The sequence below is a fragment of the Aeromonas sp. 603607 genome, from assembly GCF_049171595.1.
Taxonomy (GTDB): domain Bacteria; phylum Pseudomonadota; class Gammaproteobacteria; order Enterobacterales; family Aeromonadaceae; genus Aeromonas; species Aeromonas veronii.
Genome location: NZ_JAAKOV010000011.1, coordinates 117,870 through 143,601, shown reverse-complemented (window position 1 = coordinate 143,601; position 25,732 = coordinate 117,870). Strand labels below are relative to the sequence as shown.

Below are 25,732 nucleotides of genomic sequence, written 5' to 3'. Positions count from 1 at the left end.
GGATCACTGCGCCAGGGCAGCAAGAATGCTCTCGGGCTCTCCATGCTGGGCCAGCACCTCCCGCAGTCGGTTGAATGCCTTGCAGGCCTCTTGCGGATACTTGCCGTAAGAGACGACGCCGGTGTGACTCCAGCCAGCCGCCAGCATCACTTTCTTCTTGAAACTGGTTCCTTCAGTTCCCCCTCCCCCGAGCTGCATCAGAAACTGCTCCATCTGCAGGTGGGGAGGCGGTACACGGGAGAAGGTGGTGAAATCTTCCGCTTTGACTTCATCGAAATGCATGACAGCTCCTGTGAAATTGGAATGGGCCTGATCTTCAGGTTAGTTGCAAAACAGGCAAAGCAGCTGAAAGTTTGGCGAGGGTGATTCAGATATGCAGACTGAGGGACTGGGTAGAAGCCGGGCTGACAGCCTGTTGATAGTGGCCCGCGATGACGCTGTTGCGTTTGTCCATATAGGCACTCAGCACACCGCCCGATTTCGCGCTCTGCTCGGCCATCAGCTCTTTGCGCGCCTTGGCTTCACTGGCGGCGGCGCTGCGCGCGACGGCCAGATCTTGCGCGGAAGGCTCAGCGGGCGCCAGCGCTGCAGCGCGGATCTGCTGCATCTTGGCGATGGTAGCGGCAGGGTCACCGGGTACGACACTGGTATCGATCTGGACTTCGCCACCCGTCGCATAACGCTTGCCATCCGGCCCTTGCGTAAACTGATAGGTGGGCGAGCTGGCGTACTCTCCACCCGCAGACTGGTGCGCCTGCTCGTGAGTGCGCACCTCCTTGTCACGCTCGGCAAGATCCTGAACCTGCTGCTCTTGCCGCTGTTGCTGCTCCTGCTGTTTGGGATCTTGCTGCTTGCGCTGCCCATCCTCACCGGTGGCCTCGACAAAGCGATTGTCTGGCAGTGTCGTCGGGGCTAATTGCCCGGTTTCACGGCTGTTCTGGGAGGTCTGATTGCTGGAGGCCTGACCGGCTTTGGATTTCTCTTTTTGGGAGCCGACTTCGGATTCGGCAACGGAGGCTTGGCCCGCTCGGGCCTGCGGGATCAGTTCTGCCCGGCGATTATCCGTCCTCGCCGCTTCCACCTGAGGTTGCAGCTGTGTCGGGATAAGGGGGGGCAGACTGACATTGATGTTCATCTCACACCCGGATGTCGATCAGGGTTCCCATCATCTCGCTGGCGGTCTGCACTACCTTGGCTGAAGCGCCAGCCTGCTGCTCGGCCACCTTGAGATTGACAAGCTCATCGGTCACTTGCACCTGATCCCCGCTGGGGGTGTTGAGGCGGGCGATCTGATTGGATGCCTTGTCGGCAATCTGCTCGGCTCGCTGAAATCCCTGTACCCCGCTGTTGAAAGCAGAATCAATACGCATGATGTTACTCCTCTGGTCACAGCTTAATTATCCGCCAGACCAGAGGATTAATGAAGCTTGCCGGCTGTTTTTTAGCCAACAAAATCTCGAACGATTTCAATGAATTCGTCAGGGTGGGAGATAAAAGGTGCGTGTGAGGCCTTATTAAGGGTCACGCTGCGGCTGACAGGGTAGAGATCATCCAGCAGGGGAATGGCCGCCTTGGGCACCAATGAATCCAGTCGGCCATAGATCCGCAACCAGGGCAGATCCAGCTCCCGCAGCGGTTCGCGCAGGTCAATGTCGGCCAACAGCGTCAGCCCGGCCTCGAGTGCAGCAAACTGGGGCGCCGGGCGCTCGGCCAGCCAGTGACGCAACTGGCGGATATCGTCCCGGGCATGTTCACTGCCCATTGCCTGGATCGCCAGAAAGCGCTCTATGGTCTGGCGAAAATCCCCCGCCAGCATCTGGTTGAAGCCGGTAAGCACCTTGGGGGCAATTCCGGGCCACTCGTCCCGCCCCATAAAGCAGGGAGAGCTGGCTACCGTGATCAGGGAGTGCAACCGCTCGGGATGAGCCAGCGCCAACTGGCTTGCCACCAGACCGCCGAGCGACCAGCCAAGCAGATGGCACTTCTGCGGCAAGATGGCGGCCACCTGCTCGGCAAGCCAGGGCAGGCTGTAATCCACCTCGTCTGCCAGCGGGCTGTTGCCAAAGCCGGGCAAATCCACCAGATGAACCCGATAGTGGGACGCCAACTGTTGGGCAACACCATGCCAGACCGCACCGTTCATCCCCCACCCGTGCAACAGCACCAGATCGTGCCCCTGGCCAAACTGCTCTACCGATATGCTCATCTAGACTCAAGATCCCTGTTCATGCTCTTGGGGTCAGCATGTTAAAGCGACTGCTCGCTAAAGCAAGCCCGCTGCTCGGCAGCCACGGTGACTGGCAAGGGAGTTGCCTGCTCTGTCATCAGCCTTGTGACAACGAGCCCCTGCTCTGCAGCTGGTGTCGGCAGGCGCTGCACCAGTCACAGCCGAGATGCCACCTCTGCGCCGCACCGCTGACTGACTATATAGAAGAGAGCATACCGGTCTGTGGTCGCTGCCAGCGCAGACCTCCCCCCTGGGAGCGGTTGCAGGTGATTGGCGACTACCAAACCCCCTACCCCATGCTGATCCCCCGGCTTAAATATTCCGGCCAGATCCTGCTGGCGCCGCTACTGGCACGCCTCTTGGCCGATCATCTGGATGGCAGCGAGCCGCCGGAGGCGATCATTCCGGTTCCCCTGCACTGGTGGCGGCAGTGGCGGCGCGGGTTCAACCAGGCGGAGGAGATCGCACAAGCCCTTGGCGAGTTCACCGGCATTCCCTGCGACAACACCCTGTTGCAGCGCATCAAGGCAACACCGCAGCAAACAACCCTGAGCGCCGGGCAGCGGCGGCGCAATCTGCGCGGGGCATTCCGGATCCGTCCCCACCACTATCGCCATATCGCCCTGCTCGATGACGTCGTGACCACAGGCGCCACCGCCGGTCAGCTCAGCCGTTTGATCCATGAGAGCGGCATCACAAAGGTAGAAGTGTGGGCAATCTGTCGTACCCTGCGGCACAGCAAGTAGCCATCGGCATGCTACCCAAGCATTAATAACCGCGTTATCATGAATACCCTAGTCGTACACTCAGGTTTATGAGGATAGTGATGATCAGCATTTCCGACGCCGCCCAGGCCCATTTCCGTAAACTGCTGGAAAAACAGCCTGATGGCACCAATATCCGGGTGTTTGTGGTCAATCCGGGAACCCAGAATGCCGAGTGTGGCGTATCGTATTGCCCGCCCGATGCCGTGGACCCGGAAGATCAACACCTGCCCTTCAGTGGCTTCGACTGCATGGTTGATCCCCTGAGCGCCCCCTTCCTGGTGGATGCCACCATCGACTTCGTGACCGATCAGATGGGCTCCCAGCTCACCCTGAAAGCACCGAACGCCAAGATGCGTAAAGTGGCCGATGACGCGCCGCTGATCGAGCGCATCGAGTACGTGTTGATGTCCGAAGTGAACCCCATGCTGGCCGGTCACGGTGGCAAAGTCACCCTGGTCGAGCTGACTGAAGACAAACTGGCCATCCTGCAGTTTGGCGGTGGTTGCAACGGTTGCTCCATGGTCGATTACACCCTGAAAGAGGGAATCGAGAAGCAGCTGCTGGAGAAGTTCCCGGGTGAGCTCAACGGTGTGAAAGACGCCACCGAGCACCAGCGCGGCGACCACTCCTACTACTGATTTGCAGCCCTTGCAGCAAAGAAAAGGCCCCGCCATCTGGAGGGGCCTTTTGCATGGGCAATCGGCAGATTACTCGTCCTTCTTGTCTCGCGACAGCAGGGCGATGGCCGCCTCTTTCGGGTTCTTACCCTCGTAAAGCACCTTGAAGATCTGCTCGCAGATGGGCATCTCGACGCCGCAGCGGGCCGCCAGCAGATGCACCTCTTTGGTGTTGCGATATCCCTCCACCACCTGACCGATCTCGGTCATGGCGGTGTTCACATCCTTGCCAGCCCCGAGGGCCAGCCCGAAGCGACGGTTGCGCGACTGGTTGTCGGTACAGGTGAGCACCAGATCCCCGAGCCCCGCCATCCCCATAAAGGTTTTGGCATCGGCACCCAGCGCCGCACCCAGACGCTGCATCTCCACCAGACCCCGGGTGATGAGCGCGGTTCTGGCATTGGCGCCAAACCCTAGCCCATCGGAAAGACCGGCACCGATGGCGATGACGTTCTTCACCGCCCCGCCCAGCTGCAGACCGACGAAGTCCGGATTGGTATAGACCCGGAACGAGCGGCCACAGTGCAGCAGATGGGAGAGATCGTCGGCGAACTCATCGTGAGTCGAGGCGACCGAGATGGCGGTCGGCAGACCGGCAGCCAGCTCCTTGGCGAAGGTGGGACCGGAGATCACCGCCAGCGGTATCTCGTCACCCAGCACTTCACGGGCCACGTCCTGCAGCAGACGGCCACTGTCCGGCTCCAGACCCTTGGTGGCCCAGGCGATACGGGTATCGGGGCGCAGGAAGGGTTTGATCCGGGTCAGCACATCACCAAAGACATGGCTTGGCACGACCAGCAGCAGCACGGGAGCAGCTTGTACCGCACGTTGCAGATCCGCAGTCAGCTGCAGATCGGCAGGAAAAGGGACATCAGGCAAAAACGCCTTGTTGCAGCGGTCTTGTTCCAGCTCGGCGACATGGGCGGGGTCGTGACCCCACAGCAGGGTCGGATGACCGTTGCGCGCCAGAGAAATGGCAAGGGCGGAGCCATAAGACCCCGCCCCCAAGACCGAGATAGCGATCTGGTCAGCCATTATCAGGCTTCCGCAGTCGCCTGCTGGGCCTGTGCTTGCGCCATGTGCTGGGCAAACAGGGCATCGAAGTTGACCGGTGCCAGGTTCAGCTGCGGGAAGGACCCCTTGCTCACCATGTTGGCCACGGCTTCGCGGGCATACGGGAACAGGATGTTCGGGCAGAAGGCAGCCAGGCAGTGAGCCAGTTGCGGCTCCGGCAGGTTGCCGATGGTGAAGATACCGGCTTGCTGTACTTCGCACAGGAAGGCAGTTTCGGTTTCCAGTTTGCAAGTCACGGTCAGGGTCAGGACAACCTCGTACACGCTCTCAGCTAGGATGTTGGTCTTGGTATCCATATCCAGCTTGACGTCCGGCTGCCACTCTTTCTGGAAGATGTGCGGGGTGTTCGGCGCTTCGAAAGAGACATCCTTGGTGTAAACACGCTGGATGTGGAATTCCGGTTGTACTTCCTGGTTGTTGATCTCGTCAGCCATTTCGTTTGATTCCTTGTTATATGGATAAGTGGGCTCAGGCCCTGCTTAAATCAGCGTTTCTTGGTTACCGGCAGATTTTCTGCACGCCATTGGGCCATGCCACCGCCGAGCACATAAACCTGCTTGAAGCCAGCTTTGCTCAGCTGACGGCCCGCGCCGCCCGCAGTCATTCCCGACTCGCACACCACTATGATGGGGGCATCTTTATGCTTTTCAACCGGGCCCAGATTATTGCTCTGGATCTGGGTCAGCGGCAGGTGCTGGGCACCGGCCAGATGGCCCTTGGCGTACTCTTCCTGACTGCGAATATCCACCACGGTGGCATTCTCGCGGTTGATCAGCAGGGTGGCGGTGTGATTGTTGACGGTTTTTACCGGAGAAAAACGGGCACGCACAGTGGTGTAAACCAGGGTGCCAGCCAGGCCCAACCAGGCTGCGGTCAGCAGCGGGTTACGGGCCGCAAAATCCAAATACTCTTGCATCTTCTACTATCCAGGGACCAAGACAAGGGCCCGAGTATACATGGGGGTATTGATAAGATCAGCCATCTTGGCGGCAAAGCGCGAGCAGGCTCCCATCATCTTTGGGCAGCGAGCATGGCAGGAAGGGCATGGCTTGCGGGGCCGCGGGAGCGCCCCTTGGCTATCAGGTGACTATTTCGGCAGATGTAGTAATATTACGCTAGTTTCATTTCCCGCATTTTTTCCAATCCGAGAGGACATAGTCTTATGTCAACAGCTAAGAAACCTTTGGTTCTGGTCATCATGGACGGTTGGGGCTACAGCACCAAGCAAGAGCACAACGCCGTCGCTGCCGCCAAGACTCCCAACCTCGATCGTCTGGCCCGTGACTACACCAGCACCCTGATCTCCGGCTCCGGCCTGGACGTCGGTCTGCCGGATGGCCAGATGGGCAACTCCGAAGTGGGTCACGTCAACATCGGTGCCGGTCGCATCGTCTATCAGGAGCTGACCCGCATCTCCAAAGACATCCAGGACGGCGAATTCTTCCAGAACGTCGAGCTGGCCAAGGCAGTTGACGCTGCCGTCACCAACGGCAAAGCCGTTCACATCATGGGCCTGATGTCCCCAGGTGGCGTACACAGCCACGAAGAGCACATCATGGGCATGATCGAAATGGCGGCCAAGCGTGGCGCCGAGAAGATCTACCTGCACGCCTTCCTGGATGGCCGTGACGTTCCGCCGCGCTCCGCCCAGTCCTCCATCGAGCTGTTCGACGCCCTCTTCGCCAAGCTGGGCAAGGGTCGTTTCGCCTCCATGATCGGTCGTTACTTCGCCATGGACCGTGACAACCGCTGGGATCGCGTGCAGCAGGCCTATGACCTGATGACTCAGGGCAAGGGCGAATTCACCGCCGAGAGCGCCACCGAAGCACTGGCTGCCGCCTATGCCCGCGACGAGAACGACGAGTTCGTCAAAGCCACCCGCATCGGCGAAGCTGCACCGATGGAAGATGGTGATGCACTGATTTTCATGAACTTCCGTGCCGACCGTGCCCGTGAAATCACCCGCGCCTTCGTTGACACCGACTTCACCGGCTTCGCCCGTGCAGTCGAGCCGAAGCTGAACTTCGTGATGCTGACCGAATACGCGGCCGACATCAAAACTGCCTGTGCCTACCCGCCGACCGCTCTGGTCAACACCCTGGGTGAGTGGCTGGCCAAGCAGGGCAAGACCCAGCTGCGCATCTCCGAAACTGAGAAGTACGCTCACGTCACCTTCTTCTTCAACGGTGGCGAAGAGTCCTGCTTCACCGGCGAAGATCGCGAGATCGTGGCCAGCCCGAAAGTGGCGACCTATGACCTGCAGCCGGAGATGAGCTCTGAAGAGCTGACCGACAAGCTGGTTGCGGCCATCAAGAGCGGCAAGTACGACGTCATAATCTGTAACTACCCGAATGGCGACATGGTTGGTCACACCGGTGTGTTCGATGCCGCCGTCAAAGCTTGTGAAGCCGTTGACCACTGCATCGGTCGTGTCACCGACGCGCTGGCCGAAGTGGGTGGCGAGTGCCTGATCACTGCCGACCACGGCAACGCCGAGAAGATGCTGGACGAAGAGACTGGTCAGGCCCACACCGCCCACACCAATCTGCCGGTTCCTCTCATCTATTTCGGTCGCAAAGCCGAGGTAGTTGAAGGTGGCAAACTGTCCGATCTGGCCCCCACCATGCTGACCCTGATGGGTCTGCCGGTGCCGCCGGAAATGACTGGCAAGCCCCTGATGATTCTGAAATAATCCTTCCCCATGCGGGGATGCGAAGTTATTTCAAACAAAACCAGTCGCGTCGGCCTGTTGGCCGGCGCGCTGTTTTTTTGCCTGTCATTTGGCGCCAGCACACCGGCTTTGGCCGCCAATCAGCAGCTGGGGACCATGCAGTCCCAGATCAAAGAGCAACAGAAGACCATCAAGCTCAGCAAGCAGGAGCTTGCCAAGCTCAATACCCAGCTCAAGGCTGACGAGCAGGCCATCTCGGCCGCCGCCGCCAAACTCAACCAGACCAAGCAGCAGTTGAAGCAGAACCAGCAGACGCTGGCGACCCTGCAAAAAGACAAGCTAGCGCTGGAAGTTCAAGCCAAACATCAGAAGCAGTTGCTGGCCAAACAGGCGGAGAGCGCCTTTCAGGCGGGCAACCACGACTACCTCAAACTGCTGCTCAATCAGCAGGATCCGGCCAAACTGAGCCGCTCCCTCGACTACTACGACTACCTCAACAAGGCCCGCATCGAGGCCATCGACGCCCTGCGCGCCACCCGCGACAAGCTGGCGAAAAACCAGCAGGCAACCAAAGAGACCGAGACCAGACTGCAAACCCTGCTTGCCGAACAGCAAGAGCATCACCAGACCCTGCTGGCCAGCCAGCAGAGCCGGGCCAAGGTGCGCAACCAGTTGCAGCAGTCGGTACAGGATGACGAGCAGAAGCTCACCAAGCTGGTCAAGGCGGAGAAAGCGCTGAAAGCCCGGCTGGAGGAGCTGCGCCGCCAGCGGGAAGAGCAGGAGCGCCGCGAACGGGCCGAACGGGAACGGCTGGCCAAGCTGAAAGCGGAACAGGAGCGTCAGCGCAAGCTGGCCGAGCAGCGCCGCGCCGAGCAACAACGACTTGCCGCCCAGCAGAACAAAACCGTCAAACCGGCAGAACCGGTCGAAGAGATGTCCAGTACCAAACCGGAGCGAGGCTCTGGGATTGGGACCGCAGGTTACTACAGCGGGCTCAAGACCAATGGCAGCCTGCGCTGGCCGGTACAGGGGCCGATCCTCATCGCCTACGGCTCGCCGCGCACCGCCCAGCTCAAGTGGAAAGGCACCCTGATCGGCGCCAGCGAAGGAACCCAGGTCAAGGCGGTCGCACCGGGACAAGTGGTTTACGCCGACTGGCTCGACGGCTTCGGTATGCTGCTGGTAATCGATCACGGTAAGGGCTACATGAGCCTCTACGGTCACAATCAGTCGCTGCTGCGTCAGGTTGGCCAGAATGTGGAACAGGGTGAACCAGTGGCACTGGTCGGTGACAGTGGTGGCCAGGACATACCGGGCCTCTACTTCGAAATTCGCTATCAGGGCGAGGCCATCAACCCGACCAAATGGCTGGCCAAGGGTTGAGTCAACCCGGCCGACAAACGCATCACACGCTCACTAGCAAAAGCCTGCATCACGCAGGCTTTTGTCGTTTCAGGAGTACAGCAACCCGCTGTCGCTCCCATTTGATGAAAAATTACCTAATTTTTCGCTCGGCTCAGGAGAAGACAACCAGACCGATCTGCTCCAGCAAGGTCTGCTGCTGATCCTCGTTGATCTGCACCCCTTGCAGATCGACCCGGCGCAGATCCAGCCCCGGCAGATCGCACTGGCGCAGATCGCAGCCCTGCAGCTTGAAGCTGGTCCAGTCAATCTGGCCAAACTCAGAGCCGCTAAGATCGGAACCCGCCAGCGAGGCACCAAACAGGTTGGCCCCCTGCCAACGGTTGCCGGTCAGCTCGCACTTCTCCAGCAGGCAGCCCTCGAAGCTGGCGTAGCTGAAGTTGTTGCCGGTCAGATGGGCCTCGCAGAAGTAGCTTTTGGCGGTGATCTGGTTGGCGAAGCTGGCATGGCTGAAGTTGATACCGACCGCCTGACAGTCGCGCATCTCCAACCCCAGACACTGGCTGCGGCTGCAATCGGCCATGGTGAGATCGCAGCGTAGAAAGCTGGCCTCGCGCAGATCGCAACCCTGCAACAGGCAGCCCCGTTCACTCTCCCGATCGTAGAAGCTGCAGTCAATGAAGCGGCTATCGCTCAAATCCAGCCAGGAGAAGTTGCATCCGATAAAGCGGCACTCCGAGAACTGCTCCCCCTCCACATCCTGTTGCTCGAACCGGACATCCACTAACTGCTTGCCTCTGATCATCGGAAAACTCCTGCAAAAACGGCTTCATATGCTGACTTTATCCGCCAAAAACGGTAATGTTACATGTAACATCCACGCTGGACACCCCTATGAGCCCCACCCGCAAGCGCCGCCCCACCCTGCAAGATATCGCCGACCAGACCGGCGTGACCAAGATGACTGTCAGCCGCTATCTGCGCGACCCGCAGACCGTAGCGGAAGGGACCCGCGAGCGGATCGCGGCTGTGGTGGAAGAGCTGGGTTATATCCCCAACCGGGCGCCGGATATTCTCTCCAACGCGACCAGCAAGGCGATCGGCATTCTGATCCCCTCCCTCTCCAACCAGGTCTTCTCGGCGGTGATCCATGGCATCGAGTCGGTAACCCGACCGGCCGGTTACCAGACCCTGCTGGCCCACTATGGCTACAGCCCGGAGCGAGAAGAGGAGCAGGTCGCGTCCCTGCTCTCCTATCACGTGGATGGGCTAATCCTCTCCGACAGCCAGCACACCGAGCGTACCCGCAAGATGATCGCCACCGCTGGCATTCCGGTGGTGGAGACCATGGATCTGCCGCAAACCCCCATCGATATGGTGGTCGGTATGGACCATAGAGCCGCGGCCCGGGCCATGGTAACAGAGATGCTGCGCCGGGGCCGACGCAAGGTGGTCTATCTGGGGGCGCGGCTCGACGTGCGCACCCAGCTGCGGATGGAGGGTTACTATCAGGCGATGACCGACTTCGGCCTCACCGGCCAGCATCTGCTGACCGAACAATCCTCCAGCTTCACTCTGGGGGGCGAGCTGCTGGATCAGGCGCTGGTACGCTATCCCGACCTCGACGGCCTGTTCTGCACCAACGATGACCTGGCGGTGGGTGCTCTGCTGCAGTGTCAGGCCAAGTGGATCCCGGTGCCCCAGCAGATCGCCATCGCCGGTTGCAACGCTCTCGACATCGGCCACGCCATGACCCCCAAACTGGCCAGTATCGCCACCCCGCGGGAAGCGATCGGTCGGGAGGCGGCCACCATGCTGCTGGCTCGTCTCAGCGGCCAATCCCAACCCGACACCCGCAAGGATATCGGCTTCTCCCTCTATGTCGGGGAGAGTCTGGGGTAATCCCTTCCCTCACCCACTTAAGTCACGCTGATAGCAAACAGGCCACCCGAGGGTGGCCTGTTTGGTTTTCGGCACAACTGATGCTTAGCGTTTTACCAGCTCAACCGCTTCGCGGGAGAGGCGGGTCACCTCTTCCCAGTTGCCGCTCTTGACCGCATCGGCCGGCAGCATCCAGGAGCCGCCGACGGTGGCCACGCACTTGAGTGCCAGATAGTCGGCCACGTTTTTCGGGCCGATACCGCCGGTCGGGCAGAACTTCACCTGGGGCAGCGGCGCGGCAATGGCGGAGAGCGCCTTGGTGCCGCCGTTCGCTTCGGCCGGGAAAAACTTCAGATGGTCATAGCCCGCTTCCAGCGCCTGCATCACTTCAGACGGAGTTGCCACACCCGGGATCAGCGGTGCAGTGCTCTTGGCCGCGTGGGCCAGCAGTGCCGGGGTCATCCCCGGGGAGATGACGAAGCGGGCACCGGCAGAGACGGCTGCGTCAAACTGCTCGCAGTTGAGCACGGTACCGGCACCAACCATGGCATCCGGCATCGCCTTGGCGATGAGGGCGATGGCATCGAGCGCCACCGGGGTGCGCAGGGTGATTTCGAAGACAGAGATGCCGCCGTCGAGCAGCGCCTTGGCCATCGGCAGGGCCTGATCCAGCTCGTTGATAACCATCACGGGTACCAGCGGGGAGGCGGCAAACACCTCGGCCGGGGTCACTTTCCAGTTCTGCATAGCTCTTCCTTAGTCAAAGATGGTAGCGCCACACTCGGCGCTCGATACCGCGCGACGCATCACGCTGAACAGTTCACGGCCCCACCCCTCTTGTTCCAGAGTGAGGTCAATCTCGGCCTGGGTACGGCCACTCAAATCGGTCAGGCAGTCGAGGCTGCCGTTTACCGCATCAACCCGCAGCAGATCGCCATCGGCAAGCAGGCCGATGGCCCCGCCGTGCAACGCTTCCGGGGTGACGTGGATGGCGGCCGGGATCTTGCCGGAAGCACCGGAGAGACGGCCATCGGTGACCAGCGCCACCTTGTAACCCGCCTTCTGCAGGTTGCCGAGCACCGGCATCAGCTTGTGCAGCTCCGGCATGCCGTTGGCGGCTGGGCCATTGTGGCGCACCACGATCACGGCGTCCTGATTGAGATCGCCCGCCTTGTAGGCCGCTTCCACCGCATGCTGGGAGGAGAAGACCCGCGCTGGCGCTTCAATCACCCGATACTCGGGAGCCACGGCGGAGACCTTGACCACGGCGCGGCCCAGATTGCCCGCCAGCAGCTTGGTGCCGCCAGTGGCCTGGAACACGCTACCGGAAGGCGACAACACGCTCGCGTCGCCGCTCTCGCCCACCGGCTGCCATACCAACTGACCATCGACCAGTGCCGGACAGCTGAGGTAATCCTGCATCTCGCCAAAGACCGGTGTGGCATCCATGTGGATCAGCCCCTCTTGCGCCAGACGGCGCATCAGGCCGGGCACGCCGCCTGCCTGTTCGAAGGCGTTCACGTCGGCCGGGCCGTTCGGGTACATGCGAACCAGCAGCGGCACCACATCGGAGAGATCGCTGATGTCATCCCAGGTCAGTACCAGACCGGCGGCGCGGGCCAGCGCCACCATGTGGATGCTGTGGTTGGTGCTGCCGCCGGAGGCGAGCAGGGCCACCAGACCGTTGACCAGCGAGCGCTCGTCCAGCACCTCGCTCAGCGGGCGATAGGCCGGGGAACCCGGGATCATGGCGCTGATGCGGCGGGCCGCTTCGGCGGTCAGGGCGCGGCGCAGCTCGCTATGGGGATGCACAAAAGCAGAGCCCGGCAGCATCAAGCCCATGGCCTCGAACACCAGCTGGTTGGTGTTGGCGGTGCCGTAGAAGGTGCAGGTGCCTGCCGCATGGTAGGCGCCGCACTCCATCTGCAGCAGGGCATCGCGGCCCACTTCACCGGCGGCGTACTGCTGGCGAACCTTCACCTTCTCGTCGTTGCTGATGCCGCTCGCCATCGGGCCGGCAGGAACAAATGCCGTCGGCAGGTGGGCGTGGGAGAGGGCCCCCATGATCTGGCCCGGAGCGATCTTGTCGCAGATACCGAGCAGCAGGGTGGCATCAAAGGTGTTGTGAGAGAGCGACAGCGCAGTCGCCTGGGCGATCAGGTCGCGGGAGAAGAGGGACATGTCCATCCCCGGCTGACCCTGAGTCACGCCGTCGCACATGGCGGGCACGCCGCCAGCGACCTGGGCGCTGTGGCCCAGCTCGGCCAGCACTGCCTTGATCTGATCCGGATAGCCCTGATAGGGCTGATGGGCGCTCAGCATGTCGTTGTAGGCGGTGACGATGCCGACGTTGGCGCGGGTCATATCGAGAATGCGACCCTTCTCGTCACTGCTGCAGGCGGCCACGGCGTGAGCCAGGTTGCCACAGGCCAGCGCGGCGCGGGTCTTGCCCTGCTCTGCCTGACGCTGGATACGGGCCAGAAATGCCTGACGACGGGCGACACTGCGCTCGCGGATGCGGGCGGTGACGTCGGAAATTACCTGATGAATCATTGGGCTTGCTCCAATGCTGTGACGGCGCGGTCAACCACCTGTTCGAAGGTGCCGTCGATATCAATGTGGAATACACCGGCTTCGCCATCCGGGCGCTCCAGCGTATCGAACTGACTTTGTACCATGCTTTCACGCATGAAGTGGCCCTTGCGGGCACGCATCCGCTCGAGGATCAGCGGCTGGCTGCCATCGAGGAAGATGAAGCTGACCGACTCGTTGCCTTCGCGGATCTGGTCGCGGTACTTCTTTTTGAGGGCGGAACAGACAATGATGCCGGTCTCGTTCTTCTGCTCGAGACTGTAGGCGGCGTCGCGGATCCGCTCCAGCCAGGGGGCACGATCCTCATCGTTGAGGGGGTTGCCGCCAGCCATCTTCTGGATGTTGGCCTTGGGGTGCAGGTCATCACCATCGATGAACTTGGCGCCCAGCGCTTCGGCCACTTTCAGACCCACGCTGGATTTGCCGCTACCACACACACCCATCACGATAATGCACTTACCCGCCATAATTTGACCTCTGTCCCACTTTTCAAAAAACCAGCTGTTGATGGGTTCTAATCTAACACGTTACCGGTAACATGTTACCGGTAACGATTGAAAATGTGAAGTCTGCCACAGACTGAGCAAACCCATAGTCACCTGGGCATATGATGTTGAGCCCTTGCCATAAATCTAAATAAATCATAAAGATATGGTTTGCCGACGGATCGGCAAGGTGTCACTCTGAACTTGGAAAAAGGAACGCATAACAATGTCTGACCTCTCCCTGATCATGACGGCCGCCGGCTCGATTGTGCTGCTGCTCTTCCTGGTGATGAAGGCCCGGCTCCACGCCGTGGTAGCCCTGATCCTGGTCTCCATGGTGGCGGGTCTCGCCGCCGGCATGAACCCGGCCGATATCGCCAACACCATCCAGAAAGGAATGGGTGGCACCCTCGGTTTCGTCGCGGTAGTGGTGGCGCTGGGCGCCATGTTCGGCAAGGTGATGGAAGTGACTGGTGCTCTCGACCGGGTAGCCCACACCCTGCTCGGCAAGTTTGGCGTCAAGCGCGCCAACTGGGCCATGGCCCTGACCGGCTTTGTCTGCGCCCTGCCGCTCTTCTTTGACGTAGCCGTGGTGCTGCTGATCGGCGTCGCCTTCGCCATCGTCCGTCGTGGCGGCGGCAGCGTGGTGAAGATCGGTATCGCTCTGCTGGCCGGTATCGCCACCTGCCAAGCCTTCCTTATCCCGGCGCCGGGCCCGATCCTGGTGGCATCCCAGCTGGGTGCCGACTTCGGCTACATGATCCTGTTCGGCCTGATCGCCGCCGTACCGGCGCTGATCCTGGCTGGCCCGCTGTTCGGTGACTTCATCAGCAAGATCGTCGATGTGCCGCTGCCTGCCGATGCCCAGAACAGCGTACACGATGACAGCAAATCCCTGCCCTCCTTCGGGCTGGCCATGGGCCTCATCGGTCTGCCGCTGCTGCTGATCGGCCTCAAGACCATTGTCGGTCGCTTCGTCGAGGCGGGCTCCACCCTGCACAACTGGCTGGAGTTCATCGGCCACCCCTTCACCGCCATCATGGTCGCCTGTCTGGCCGCCTTCTACCTGCTGGGTATTCGCCGCGGCATGTCCCGTGACGAGGTGATGAGCGTCTGCAACAGCGCCATCCAGCCCGCCGGTGTTATCATCCTGGTGACCGGTGCCGGTGGCGTGTTCAAGCAGGTGCTGGTTGATTCCGGCGTAGGCGCCGCGCTGGGCAACATGCTGGCCGACTCCGGTCTGCCCATCGTCGCGCTGGCCTTCATTCTGGCCGCTGCGGTGCGGGTGATTCAGGGTTCTGCCACCGTCGCCATGCTGACCGCCTGTGGTCTGGTGCTGCCGATGCTGGAGCCGCTCGGCCTCAACGGTGCCCAGCTGGCGGCCGTCACCATCGCCATCGGCGGCGGTGCCATCGTGCTCTCTCACGTCAACGACTCCGGTTTCTGGCTGGCCAACCGCTACCTCGGCCTGACCGAGAAGCAGACTCTGCAGACCTGGACCGTGATGGAGACCATCATCGGCACCACCGGCGGCGTGATGGCGATGATCATCTACAGCTTCCTCTGACAAGGGCGAAATGCTGACAAAAAGGCCTCACTCGTGAGGCCTTTTTCATCTTTCTGATGATTCTTTCTTTGGCTGAGAGGGCGAGATTGCTAGAATCGCCTATTCATCGCTCCGAGTGGAACGCTTAACCCCGTGATTTCAGGTTTATCTATGCATTCATCGGCCCATTATCGACAACTGCTGGCGCGCCTGCCCCAGATCGCCGTCGCAGCGGATCAGTTTGAAGTGCTCTACAGCGCCCAGGATTTCAAACGCCGCATTCTTGCGCTTATCGCCAGTGCCACCCGGCGCATCTATCTGGTCGCGCTCTATCTGCAGGATGACGAAGCAGGCCGGGAGATCCTCTCCGCCCTCTACGCCGCCAAGCAGCGCAATCCGGCCCTCGACATCAAGCTGTTCGTCGACTTCCACCGTGCCCAGCGCGGCCTGATCGGCAAGGGCAAGCAGGGCGGCAACCACCTGATGTATCAGGCCATGGCTGCCGAACACGAGCACCAGATCGAAATCTACGGCGTACCGGTCAAGGGGCGCGAGCTGCTCGGCGTGCTCCACCTCAAGGGCTTCATCTTTGATGATGTGGTGCTCTACTCCGGTGCCAGCCTCAACGACATCTACCTGCACCAGCAGGATCGCTACCGCTTCGATCGCTATCACCAGATCACCAGCCCGGAGCTGGCCCGCAGCATGGTCAACTATGTGGATGACCTGTTCGTGAAGAGCGACGCGGTGCAGCGACTGGATCACAGCGATATCCCCAGCGCCAAACAGCTGAAGGGGCCGATCCGCCGCTTCAAGCAGAGCCTGCGCCAGAGCCAGTACCGCTTCAGCACCATGCCGGTCAACACTCAGGAGGTGGCCGTCACCCCCATGGTGGGTCTGGGCAAGCGCAACAATCAGCTCAACCTGATGATCCGCAATCTGGTGCGCGCCACCGAGCGGGAGATCTTCATCTGCACCCCTTACTTCAACCCGCCCAAGGAGTTGAGCAAGGATATCGAGGATCTGCTGCAGCGCGGTTGCAAAGTCACCATCGTAGTGGGCGACAAGACCGCCAACGACTTCTTCATTCCACCGGAAGAGAAGTTCTCCACCATCGGTGGCCTGCCCTATCTCTACGAGACCAACCTGCGCAAGTTTGCCGAACGCAACCAGCGTCACATTGACGACGGCCGCCTCAACCTGATGCTCTGGTGTTGCGAGCGCAACTCCTACCATCTCAAGGGGATCTTCGTGGATGACGAGTGGGCCCTGCTCACCGGCAACAACCTCAACCCCCGCGCCTGGGCGCTGGATCTGGAGAATGGCCTGCTGGTACACGATCGTCGCCACCTGCTGCGTCCCCAGTTCAACGCGGAGCGGGAGAACATCCTGACCAACACCAAGCGGATCAGTCACTTCGATCAGGTGGAGCAGATCCAGGACTACCCGGAACAGGTGCGCAAGCTGCTGGGACGGATCCACCGGGTCAAGGCCCATCTGCTGCTCAAACGCATCATCTGACTCCGGGCGCCATGCGCCCGCACCTTGCCTGTTGGCAGCCGCACAAAGGCCTCCCGTTTTCGGCAGGCCTTTGTTGTATCCGCCGTTTCCCCCACTTTGACGGCCCAGCCAGCAGCAACTCGGCTTGCATCGGCCCCTCAACAACCCCTATCATCTGGACATATTTACAGTGTTTTCGGGCATCTAATTGATGAAATTGGATAAAATTCCTCTCGATAGCCTCAAGGGTGTCGGCAGCAAGATGCTGGAGAAGCTCGAGCGGCTGGGGCTGGCCACGGTACAGGATCTGCTGTTCCACCTTCCCCTGCGCTACGAGGACCGCACCCAGGTGTGGCCCATCGGCGATCTGCCGCCCGGCCTGCACGGCGCCGTCGAGGGCGAAATCCAGGACACTCAGCTGGTGATGGGGCGCCGCCGCATGATGGTCTGTCGCATCAGCGATGGCACCGGCACCCTCACCCTGCGCTTCTTCAACTTCACCGCCGCCCAGAAAAACAGTCTGGCGGCGGGCCGTCTGATCCGCTGCTTTGGCGAGGTTCGCCCCGGCAAATACGGGCTGGAGATGGCCCACCCCGAGTACAAGCTGCTCGGCGAGGAGCAGGCCGGTCAGACCGAAGAGGCGCTCACCCCCGTCTACCCGACCACCGAAGGGCTGCGCCAGCTCACCCTGCGCAACCTCACCGATCAGGCGCTGGCCCAGCTCGACCTCTATGGCGTGGAGGAGCTGCTGCCCGCCGGACTCTATCCCCATCAGATTGAACTGGCCGCTGCTCTGAAGCTGCTGCACCGTCCGCCCCCCTCGGTGGCGTTGCCGCTGCTGGAAAGCGGCCAGCATCCGGCCCAGCAGCGACTGGTACTGGAGGAGCTGCTGGCTCACAATCTCTCGGTACTCAAGGTACGTGCTCAGGCACAAACCCAGCTGGCCCGCGCCCTCAAACCGGCGCCTGCGCTGGTCGAACAGCTGCTCGGCGCCCTGCCGTTCAAGCCCACCGGCGCCCAGAGCAGGGTGGTGGCCGAGATAAGCAAGGATCTGCAACAGAACCACCCCATGATGCGGCTGGTGCAGGGGGATGTGGGATCCGGCAAGACGCTGGTCGCGGCGCTGGCGGCCCTGCAGGCTATCGGCAACGGCTGTCAGGTGGGCTTGATGGCGCCGACCGAGCTGCTGGCGGAACAGCACGCCATCAACTTCGCCAAGTGGCTGGAGCCGCTCGGCATCGGAGTCGGCTGGCTGGCGGGCAAACAGAAAGGCAAGGCGCGGGAAGAGTCGCTGGCCGCCATCGCCGATGGCAGCGTCAAGATGGTGGTGGGCACCCACGCCATCTTTCAGGAGCAGGTGGTGTTCCAGCGTCTGGCGCTGGTCATCATCGATGAACAGCACAGATTCGGGGTGCATCAGCGCCTCGCCCTGCGCGAGAAAGGGGAGCGGGAAGGGGTACATCCCCATCAGCTCATCATGACCGCCACCCCCATCCCCCGCACCCTGGCGATGACCGCCTATGCCGACCTCGACACCTCGGTCATCGACGAACTGCCGCCGGGCCGAACCCCCATCACCACGGTCGCGCTGCCCGACAGTCGTCGCGGCGATGTGATCGAGCGGGTCAAGCTCGCCTGCACCGAGGGCAAGCAGGCCTACTGGGTCTGCACCCTGATCGAGGAGTCGGAGGTGCTGGAGTGTCAGGCTGCCGAGGATACCGCCGCCGAGCTGCAGACCCTGCTGCCCGGCCTGCACATTGGGCTGGTACATGGCCGGATGCGGCCGGTGGAGAAACAGCGGGTGATGGAGGAGTTCAAGGCGGGCATACTGCAACTGCTGGTCGCCACCACCGTCATCGAGGTGGGGGTGGATGTGCCCAACGCCAGCCTGATGATCATCGAGAACCCGGAACGGCTCGGGCTGGCGCAGTTGCACCAGTTGCGTGGGCGGGTTGGCCGTGGTGCGGTAGCCTCTCACTGCGTGCTGCTCTATCATGCCCCCTTGTCCAAGACGGCCCAGAGCCGGCTCGGGGTGCTGCGGGAGACCAACGACGGCTTCCTGATCGCCCAGCGGGATCTGGAACTGCGCGGCCCGGGGGAACTGCTCGGCACTCGCCAGACCGGTCTGGCCGACCTCAAGATCGCCGATCTGGTGCGAGATCAGCCGCTTATTCCGCAGGTGCAAAAAATGGCGCGCTTCCTCATGGATAGGCACCCAAGCCATGTCGAACCCTTGATCCGCCGCTGGCTCGGTCTGCGAGACCACTACTCAAACGCCTGACAACCACCCCAAAACAGGAGGAAAGCAACCATGAATTCCTGGCTACGCGGCCTGCTCTACACCTTCGCCTTCCTGCTGCTGTTTGTCTGGGTTGCCCTCGGCCTGTTCGACGCCGAGCGCGCCAAAGGCCCCATCGCCAGCTGGATCAGCCAGCAGACCGGCGTGCCGGTCACCATAGGGCGACTGGTGTTCAACCCGCTGCACCCCTACACCCTGCTGGCTGAGCAGGTGCGTTACGGCGATGCGGTCTCCCTCGACAAGATCTATCTGGAGATCGAGAGCATCGACTGGCTGAGCCGCGACGTGCGCATCGCCCATCTCGATCTCATTCGTCCCGCCATCAAGCTGCCGCTGCCCAACCAGCTACCGAGCCTGCCGGTGCACTCCCTCACCATCAGTGACAGCACCATAGACCGGCTCAGTCTGGAAAGCCCCGAGCTGACCCTGCGCGGCCTCAATGCCACCCTGAGCGACTGGGAGCTGATCGATCCGAAACGCCAGCCACAGGCCAACCTGAGCCTCAATATCGGCCAGCTGGAGACTCCGCAGTTCACCTTCGCCCGTCTCAACCTGCAAGGGCGGCTGGAAGGAGAAGTGCTGCGCACCGACAAGCTGGTGACCAACCTGTTCGACGGTCTGCTGGAGACCGGCATGGTGCTGGACTGGCCCGCCCGCACCCTGCAACTGCATGACCTCAAGGCGCGCGGCATGCGGGTGGAGCTGGGGGATCTGACACAACAAGGCTTCCCGCAGCGCTTCCCGTTGCAAAGCGTGTCGCTGGATCGCGGCCAGCTGGACAACATCAGCCTCAACGACATCAATCAGGAGCTCTCCTTCAACAACTTCAGCGGCCAGCTCACCGCCTTCAACTGGCAGGCGGGCAACCAGCCCACCGGCTACCTGAGCGGCACCCTGGGCGACATGGGGCGTGGCCTGTTCCAGCTGGAGGAGATCAAGGGCAAGCTCGCCTTCTCGCCCCAACAGATCGACGGGGAACTGCGGGGCAAAGCCTATGAAGGGGAGTTCAATGTCGAGCTCTCCCTCGATAGCCAGCAGCAGAAGCTGACCCTGAAAGACGTGGCGCTGAGCGGCATGGATATCAGTCTGCCACAGGGGTGGTGGCAGGATTGGCAGGGCTGGCGCCCGCAGCAGGTGGATATCCGCAAGCTGGCGTTCGACAAGCTTAAGGTGCTCTCCTTCGACGATTCCATCCCTCTGTCGCTGACCGGCTGGCAGCTCTATCTGAGCGATCTCGCCCTGCGCGATAACCAACCCGGCCCGCTGCTCGGCCGTGCCCGTATCGAGAGCAAGTGGTTCGAGCTGGTGTGGGATGGCCTCAGCGCCCGCAACGGCGAGCTGGATGGGGAGCTGACCCCCAGCTCTTGGCAACTGGGCAAACTCACCAGCTCGCTGCCGGATGAGGGCACTCTCAGCCTGAGTGGCCAGTGGGGCCGCGAACCGGGCCAGAGCAGCCGCCTCCAACTGCAGGCGACCAAGCTGGATCTGCAGCAATGGGGCAAGATATTCCACTCCCCTGTCTCGTTCGCTGGCAAGGCGGACGTGAGCGCCGATCTGCAAGCCGAACATGGCAAAACGGCGGGCGAGTGGCGCCAGACCCTGCAGGGCAGCTTTGCCCTCGATGCCGACGAGCCGTTCTGGGACAAGGTAAAGATAGATCCGCTGCTGGATCAGTGGTTCAAGGGGGCGACCCCGCCCACCCTGACGCCGGATCAGCTGTGGCAGGCGATGCAGGAGGGTGACACCCCCTTCTACCGCATCAAGCTGCAGGGCAAGATCGACAAGGGGCAACTACAAGTCGAGCAGGCTGGCGCCTCCACCATCACCCATCTGCTGGCGCTGCAAGGGGGGATCGATCTGGTCAACGAGCAGTGGCAGCTCGATCTGGGGATCCTCAACGGCAACCGCTGCGCCGAGCTGCTCGGCCAGTGGCGCGGGCCGCTGACTGCCCCCACGCTGGCCTGGAGCTTCCCGCAAAAGCAGGACGCCTGCGGCTGGGAAGTGGGAGTACGCTATCCGCCGCAAGGCAACAGCGCCCCACTCTGGCGACCGGCTCCCGCACCGAAAGCCCAAAACCAAACCCAAGTGCAGACACAAGCCGGGCAGACAAGCGACAGCCAACAAGGGTAAAAACAGACAAGGCCTCATGATGAGGCCTTGTTGTTTGATGGGGAAACGACGCGGTTACTGGCCCGGGCGGCGGGGCGGCTGCACCACGTAGTGACCACAGAACTCCGCCGCCAGCTTGCCGCCGCTGAACAGCTGGATCTTGAGGCTGAAGGTGGCAGGCTCCCCCCGTTTGAGCGGCTGCAGCACGGCGGGCATCCCCTCGCGGGCCACCCGCGCCTCCGGCTCCTCATCGACCGGGCCATGATATTTGATGGTGCTCTCGGTCAGCACCGGCTCGCCCACCAGCCCCTCCTCTTTAAGCTGCAGCCAGATCAGCCCCCAGCCCGCCAGCACGCACTGGCTGTAGACACTGCCGGCGAACATGCTGCCATGCACGTTGAAGTTGGCCGCCAGATTGGCCTTGAGGTGGAAAGTCTGGCCATCGTAGTGGCTGATGTGCATCCCCATCTTCTCGCTGATGGGTACCCCGCGCGACCAGCGGGTGGTGAGATCCTGACACCACTCCGGCCGGTACTGGATAGTCTGCAACGGGCTCAGGGATTTGATCATCTGGCGATGGGGAATCCGGCCGAAGGAGACGGGGCCGCCCCCCACTTCGAGAAAGCCGCACTTGCGATAGAACTCCACCGCCTCTTGACGAGCGTTCATCACCAGCCGTTTCACCTTCTCGCTGCGGGCCAGTTGCTCGAGATCCTCCACCATTCGGGCGCCCAGCCCTTGACCGCGATATTCGGGACGCAGCGCCATAAAGCGGATCTGCGCCTCGTCACCGCCGATAAAGAGGCGGCCCACCGCGATGGGAGTGCCATCGGGTGCCAGCATCAGCCGGTGAATGGCGACGGTGTCGTACTCGTCCCGCTCGGAACCGACGGGCAGATTGAAGGGCTTACGCAGAAGTTCCCAGCGCAACTGGTAGTAGGCATCCAGCTCGGCGACTGTCTGAGGGGTGACTACCCGGTACATAGTTTCATCCTTGAGTTACACTGGTCGGAAACCATCTTGCCGTGCAAATTCATGGACTTCAATCTGCAAGCGTACCAAGCCGATCACTTGTTGCACCTCAGCGTCAAACCCCAGCGCCGCCTCACGGTACAGGAAAATGACCAGCACCGCTGGCTGGAGATAGACGGCGTGGTGCAATCCGCCATGTCGCTCGCCGACCCCGCCACCCTCTGTCTGCCCCATCAACGGGTCATCGCCTGCCTGCTGCCGGAGCAGGCCACACAGATACTCGAACTGGGGCTGGGGGGCGGCGATCTCACTCGCCATCTCTGCCAACGCTGGCCCGATGCCCGCCACGAGTGCGTCGACCTCGACGAAGAGGTGCTGACCGTTTATCAGCAGTTTTTCCAGCATCAGGAGAGCGATGAACGCGCTGCTCCGGCACTCCATCAGGCCGATGCCCTCGCCTTTCTGGAGCAGAGCGAGCAGCAGTACGACCTCATCCTGCTCGATCTATTCAGTCAGGATGGCAACCCGCTGCTGCTGTTTCAGGAGCGGCTCTACCGGGCGCTGGCTCCCCGCCTCTGCGGCACGCTGGTGATCAACCTGCTGCCGCGCACCGCGCTTGAGCTAACCCACGCCCTGACACTGATCGAACAGTGGATTGGCCCGGCAACCCCCTATCCGGTAGCGGGGCTCATCAACGTGATCGTCCACGTCACACCGCGGGACGAAACATCCTCAGACCTGTAGCCAGAAGGTCGTCGGCCCCTCGTTGACCAGCGCCACCTTCATGTCGGCGGCAAAACGGCCGGTTTCGGTCGGGATGCCGCTGGCTGAAGCCTTGGCCACGAAGTAGTCATAGAGCCGCTCGGCCTCGCTCGGGTGAGCACCGCAGGAGAAGCTGGGACGCATCCCTCGCTTGGTATCCGCCGCCAGCGTGAATTGGGAGACAACCAGCAGACTGCCGCCGATCTGGCTGACATTCAGGTTCATCTTGCCCTCCTGATCCGGAAAGATGCGATAACCACTGACCCGATGCAGCAACTTGTCGGCCTTGGCCTCGTCATCCCCCTGCTCAACCCCGAGCAGTACCAGCAGTCCCTGACCGATGGCGCCGGTCACCTCCCCCTCGACAGTCACGCTGGCCTCGCTGACCCGCTGAATCAATGCAATCACATCCCTCTCCTTTGAAAACAGAACGACCGCCCCCTCGCAGGGGCGGTCGTCGATGCTACCAATAAACCGGTGGGCAAGGCGATGGCTTAGCCCAGCTCCTCGCTCGCCGGTTTTTCATATTCGCCAAGGCAGGCCGTGGTTTCAGCCCCCAGCAGCACCACCAGCCAGCTGAGATAGACCCAGACAAACAGGATCGGGATGGTGGCCAGCGCGCCGTAGATGGCCTGATAGGAGGGGAAGTTGGTGATGTAGATGGCAAAGCCGCGCTTGGCCAGCTCGAACAGGGTCGCCGCTACCAGCGCACCGATAAAGGCGTGGATCAGCCGCACCTTGCAGTTGGGTACCACGGTATAGACCAGCAGGAAGGTGAGCACCGAGAAGAGGAACGGCAAGCCGCGCAGCAGCAGATAGCCGATGCCGAACAGGCTCTCGGCACCAAACAGCCGCAGCGAGAAGATGTAAGAGGAGATGGCGATACTGGCCCCGATAAGCACGGGCCCCAGGGTCAGGATCATCCAGTACATGGCAAAGGCCTGCGCCAGCGGGCGGCCCTGGGTCGAACGCCAGATGTAGTTGAGGTTCTTGTCGATGGCGGAGATCAGCATCAACGCCACCACCACCAGCGCCCCAATCCCCACTGCCGTGGTGTTGGTGGCATTGGCGACGAAGCCGTCGATGTACTCCTTGAGCATGTCGCCCGCGGTCGGCACGAAGTTGTGGTAGACGAACTGCTCCATCGCCTGCTTGAGGCTCTGGAACACCGGGAAGGCGGACATCATGCCAAAGACCACGGCGATCATCGGCACCAGCGAAAGCAGGGTGACATAGGCCAGATAACCGGCGGTAACCGTCAATCTGTCCTGCTGGAAACGGCCCCAGACAAACTGGGCAAAGTGGCGACCATCATGGCGCAAGAAGGAGAGGGCGTGGGCCAAACGGCCGCTGACAGGCTGCTGCATCTTGATTCTCGTTAGCGTCATAGTGGCAATATTGTGTCAGAGGAGAGCGCTGTTTGACCACCTTTGAACCCGATTTGCCTCCATCAGCCCCAACCTGTCACCCGACTGGCGTCTCTGGCTGTCGTCAGAAGCACAAATAAAAACGGCCCCGCTATGGGGCCGTTTGCAACGCCGGATTACAGCATGTAGTCCGCGGGCAGCTCGATGCGGGCGACGCCGGAGGCCACCGCTGCCAGCGCCACGGCGCGGGCAACCCGCGGCAGCAGACGGGCATCCATCGGCTTGGGAATGACGTAATCCTTGCCGAAGGCGAGCTCGCTCACCCCGGCTGCGGTCAGCACCTCGGCCGGCACCGGCTCCTTGGCCAGCGCGCGGATCGCCTCGACCGCAGCAATCTTCATGGCATCGTTGATGCGGCTGGCACGGGCATCGAGGGCACCGCGGAAGATGAAGGGGAAGCAGAGCACGTTGTTGATCTGGTTCGGGTAGTCGGAGCGGCCGGTGCCCATGATGAGGTCGCGGCGTACGGCGTGGGCCAGCGCAGGCTTGATCTCTGGGTCCGGGTTGGAGCAGGCAAAGATCACCGGGTTGGGCGCCATCAGGGCGACCGCTTCGGCGGGCAACACGTCGGGGCCTGAAACACCGACAAACACATCCGCCCCTTCGATGACATCCATCAGGGTGCGCAGCGGGGTCTCGTTGGCGAAGCGCTGCTTGTACTTGTTGAGATCGCTGCGGCCGGTGTGGATAACACCCTGACGATCCAGCATGAAGATGTTGTGCGCTCTGGCGCCACACTTGATCAGCAGATCCATGCAGGCGGTGGCGGCAGCCCCCGCCCCCATGCAGACGATGCGGCTGTCACTGATCTGCTTGCCCTGCACTTCCAGCGCGTTGAGCAGACCGGCGGCGGTGACGATGGCGGTACCATGCTGATCATCGTGGAACACCGGAATGTCGCAGCGCGCGATCAGCGCCTCTTCAATCTCGAAACACTCCGGCGCCTTGATATCTTCCAGATTGATGCCACCGAAGGTATCGGCGATGGCCGCCACCGTGTCGATAAACTGCTGGCTGGTCTCGTGCTTCACCTCGATGTCGATGGCGTCGATGCCGGCAAAGCGCTTGAACAGCAGGGCCTTGCCCTCCATCACCGGCTTGGAGGCCAGCGGCCCCAGATTGCCCAGACCCAGAATCGCGGTGCCGTTGGAGATGACGGCCACCAGATTGCCCTTGCCGGTATAGCGATAGGCATCGGCCGGGTTGGCAGCGATCTCGCGCACCGGCTCGGCAACACCCGGGCTGTAAGCCAGCGCCAGATCACGGGCGGTTTCGGCAGGCTTGGTCAGGGCGATGGCAATTTTGCCCGGTACAGGCAGGGCGTGGTAATCGAGTGCTTCTTGACGCAGATCGGACATGGGGGACCCCGATGTGGTTGGTG

General features: G+C 61.7%; 25 protein-coding genes. 10 read left to right on the top strand and 15 right to left on the bottom strand.

The features are described 5' to 3' along the window. Positions 1-3: 3 nt before the first annotated feature. The 4 genes from G5315_RS12260 to bioH all read right to left on the bottom strand — a co-directional run bounded on the left by G5315_RS12260 (position 4) and on the right by bioH (position 2,206). Complete coding sequence (locus G5315_RS12260; protein WP_005340630.1) at positions 4-282, bottom strand: hypothetical protein; 279 nt, start codon at positions 280-282, stop codon at positions 4-6. An 85-nt stretch (positions 283-367) separates the two neighbouring features. Next, entirely contained in the window at positions 368-1,135 is a 768-nt protein-coding gene (locus tag G5315_RS12255; RefSeq protein ID WP_421333115.1) for a putative metalloprotease CJM1_0395 family protein, read from the bottom strand. Between the two features lies 1 nt (position 1,136). Continuing rightward, a complete protein-coding gene (locus tag G5315_RS12250) occupies positions 1,137-1,370 on the bottom strand; it encodes a flagellar basal body rod C-terminal domain-containing protein (protein WP_005342675.1) in 234 nt (77 codons plus the stop codon). A gap of 71 nt (positions 1,371-1,441) precedes the next feature. Continuing rightward, positions 1,442-2,206, bottom strand: coding sequence for a pimeloyl-ACP methyl ester esterase BioH (bioH, locus tag G5315_RS12245; protein ID WP_421333114.1), 765 nt, complete (start codon positions 2,204-2,206; stop codon positions 1,442-1,444). A gap of 38 nt (positions 2,207-2,244) precedes the next feature. On the opposite strand from bioH, the gene G5315_RS12240 reads away from it, so the two are divergent. Continuing rightward, positions 2,245-2,973 carry a ComF family protein gene (locus G5315_RS12240; RefSeq protein WP_421333113.1) on the top strand — a complete coding sequence of 243 codons (729 nt, stop codon included), beginning with the start codon at positions 2,245-2,247 and terminating at the stop codon, positions 2,971-2,973. A gap of 80 nt (positions 2,974-3,053) precedes the next feature. Further along, complete coding sequence (gene nfuA / locus G5315_RS12235; RefSeq protein ID WP_005340636.1) at positions 3,054-3,632, top strand: Fe-S biogenesis protein NfuA; 579 nt, start codon at positions 3,054-3,056, stop codon at positions 3,630-3,632. 69 nt (positions 3,633-3,701) lie between these two features. On the opposite strand, the gene gpsA is transcribed toward nfuA, so the two are convergent. The 3 genes from gpsA to G5315_RS12220 are packed head-to-tail and all read right to left on the bottom strand — an operon-like array spanning position 3,702 to position 5,661. Continuing rightward, on the bottom strand, positions 3,702-4,706 hold the full coding sequence (gene gpsA / locus G5315_RS12230; RefSeq protein ID WP_005356865.1) for an NAD(P)H-dependent glycerol-3-phosphate dehydrogenase: 1,005 nt from the start codon (positions 4,704-4,706) through the stop codon (positions 3,702-3,704). A 2-nt stretch (positions 4,707-4,708) separates the two neighbouring features. Next, positions 4,709-5,179 (bottom strand): protein-export chaperone SecB, encoded by a 471-nt coding sequence (secB, locus tag G5315_RS12225; protein ID WP_042054222.1) that lies wholly within the window; start codon positions 5,177-5,179, stop codon positions 4,709-4,711. Between the two features lie 50 nt (positions 5,180-5,229). Next, complete coding sequence (locus G5315_RS12220; protein ID WP_139473071.1) at positions 5,230-5,661, bottom strand: rhodanese-like domain-containing protein; 432 nt, start codon at positions 5,659-5,661, stop codon at positions 5,230-5,232. Positions 5,662-5,907: 246 nt separating this feature from the next. Here G5315_RS12220 and gpmM point away from each other — a divergent pair, with 246 nt between their 5' ends. Together gpmM and envC are read left to right on the top strand one after the other, a co-directional pair. Beyond that, on the top strand, positions 5,908-7,437 hold the full coding sequence (gpmM, locus tag G5315_RS12215) for a 2,3-bisphosphoglycerate-independent phosphoglycerate mutase (RefSeq protein WP_005356867.1): 1,530 nt from the start codon (positions 5,908-5,910) through the stop codon (positions 7,435-7,437). A gap of 9 nt (positions 7,438-7,446) precedes the next feature. Then, on the top strand, positions 7,447-8,799 hold the full coding sequence (envC, locus tag G5315_RS12210) for a murein hydrolase activator EnvC (protein WP_421333112.1): 1,353 nt from the start codon (positions 7,447-7,449) through the stop codon (positions 8,797-8,799). Positions 8,800-8,932: 133 nt separating this feature from the next. On the opposite strand, the gene G5315_RS12205 is transcribed toward envC, so the two are convergent. Continuing rightward, positions 8,933-9,583 (bottom strand): Qnr family pentapeptide repeat protein, encoded by a 651-nt coding sequence (locus G5315_RS12205; protein ID WP_421172437.1) that lies wholly within the window; start codon positions 9,581-9,583, stop codon positions 8,933-8,935. A gap of 89 nt (positions 9,584-9,672) precedes the next feature. On the opposite strand from G5315_RS12205, the gene G5315_RS12200 reads away from it, so the two are divergent. Further along, positions 9,673-10,680, top strand: coding sequence for a substrate-binding domain-containing protein (locus tag G5315_RS12200; RefSeq protein WP_043821541.1), 1,008 nt, complete (start codon positions 9,673-9,675; stop codon positions 10,678-10,680). A gap of 84 nt (positions 10,681-10,764) precedes the next feature. Here the strand turns inward: G5315_RS12200 and G5315_RS12195 are convergent, their stop codons facing one another. From G5315_RS12195 to G5315_RS12185, 3 genes are read right to left on the bottom strand one after another with little or no spacing between them, the layout of a single operon-like run. Next, the gene (locus G5315_RS12195; RefSeq protein ID WP_021230777.1) at positions 10,765-11,406 is read right to left on the bottom strand and encodes a bifunctional 4-hydroxy-2-oxoglutarate aldolase/2-dehydro-3-deoxy-phosphogluconate aldolase; all 642 of its coding nucleotides are present in this window, start codon (positions 11,404-11,406) and stop codon (positions 10,765-10,767) included. A 9-nt stretch (positions 11,407-11,415) separates the two neighbouring features. Beyond that, positions 11,416-13,212 (bottom strand): phosphogluconate dehydratase, encoded by a 1,797-nt coding sequence (gene edd, locus G5315_RS12190; protein WP_139430070.1) that lies wholly within the window; start codon positions 13,210-13,212, stop codon positions 11,416-11,418. Continuing rightward, positions 13,209-13,718: a gluconokinase gene (locus G5315_RS12185; protein ID WP_005340649.1), complete on the bottom strand. Its 510-nt coding sequence runs from the start codon at positions 13,716-13,718 to the stop codon at positions 13,209-13,211. The genes edd and G5315_RS12185 overlap by 4 nt, the downstream gene beginning before the upstream one ends. Positions 13,719-13,962: 244 nt before the next feature. Here G5315_RS12185 and gntU point away from each other — a divergent pair, with 244 nt between their 5' ends. The 4 genes from gntU (at position 13,963) to G5315_RS12165 (ending at position 21,211) form a co-directional block, all read left to right on the top strand. Then, complete coding sequence (gene gntU / locus G5315_RS12180) at positions 13,963-15,303, top strand: gluconate transporter (protein ID WP_005355418.1); 1,341 nt, start codon at positions 13,963-13,965, stop codon at positions 15,301-15,303. A gap of 150 nt (positions 15,304-15,453) precedes the next feature. Beyond that, the gene (gene pssA / locus G5315_RS12175) at positions 15,454-16,803 is read left to right on the top strand and encodes a CDP-diacylglycerol--serine O-phosphatidyltransferase (RefSeq protein ID WP_021230775.1); all 1,350 of its coding nucleotides are present in this window, start codon (positions 15,454-15,456) and stop codon (positions 16,801-16,803) included. Positions 16,804-16,993: 190 nt separating this feature from the next. After that, positions 16,994-19,063 (top strand): ATP-dependent DNA helicase RecG, encoded by a 2,070-nt coding sequence (gene recG, locus G5315_RS12170; protein WP_421333111.1) that lies wholly within the window; start codon positions 16,994-16,996, stop codon positions 19,061-19,063. Positions 19,064-19,093: 30 nt separating this feature from the next. Beyond that, on the top strand, positions 19,094-21,211 hold the full coding sequence (locus G5315_RS12165) for an AsmA family protein (RefSeq protein ID WP_421333110.1): 2,118 nt from the start codon (positions 19,094-19,096) through the stop codon (positions 21,209-21,211). A gap of 54 nt (positions 21,212-21,265) precedes the next feature. Here the strand turns inward: G5315_RS12165 and G5315_RS12160 are convergent, their stop codons facing one another. Then, positions 21,266-22,174: a bifunctional GNAT family N-acetyltransferase/hotdog fold thioesterase gene (locus G5315_RS12160; protein ID WP_201947710.1), complete on the bottom strand. Its 909-nt coding sequence runs from the start codon at positions 22,172-22,174 to the stop codon at positions 21,266-21,268. 51 nt (positions 22,175-22,225) lie between these two features. On the opposite strand from G5315_RS12160, the gene G5315_RS12155 reads away from it, so the two are divergent. Then, complete coding sequence (locus G5315_RS12155; protein ID WP_421333120.1) at positions 22,226-22,906, top strand: spermidine synthase; 681 nt, start codon at positions 22,226-22,228, stop codon at positions 22,904-22,906. Here G5315_RS12155 and dtd read toward each other — a convergent pair. From dtd to G5315_RS12140, 3 genes are all read right to left on the bottom strand, one after another. Then, the gene (gene dtd, locus G5315_RS12150; RefSeq protein WP_005340662.1) at positions 22,895-23,332 is read right to left on the bottom strand and encodes a D-aminoacyl-tRNA deacylase; all 438 of its coding nucleotides are present in this window, start codon (positions 23,330-23,332) and stop codon (positions 22,895-22,897) included. The genes G5315_RS12155 and dtd overlap by 12 nt on opposite strands. A gap of 86 nt (positions 23,333-23,418) precedes the next feature. Further along, positions 23,419-24,291 carry a virulence factor BrkB family protein gene (locus G5315_RS12145; protein WP_005340664.1) on the bottom strand — a complete coding sequence of 291 codons (873 nt, stop codon included), beginning with the start codon at positions 24,289-24,291 and terminating at the stop codon, positions 23,419-23,421. A gap of 176 nt (positions 24,292-24,467) precedes the next feature. Beyond that, positions 24,468-25,709, bottom strand: coding sequence for a malic enzyme-like NAD(P)-binding protein (locus G5315_RS12140; protein WP_421333109.1), 1,242 nt, complete (start codon positions 25,707-25,709; stop codon positions 24,468-24,470). Between the last annotated feature and the right edge of the window lie 23 nt (positions 25,710-25,732).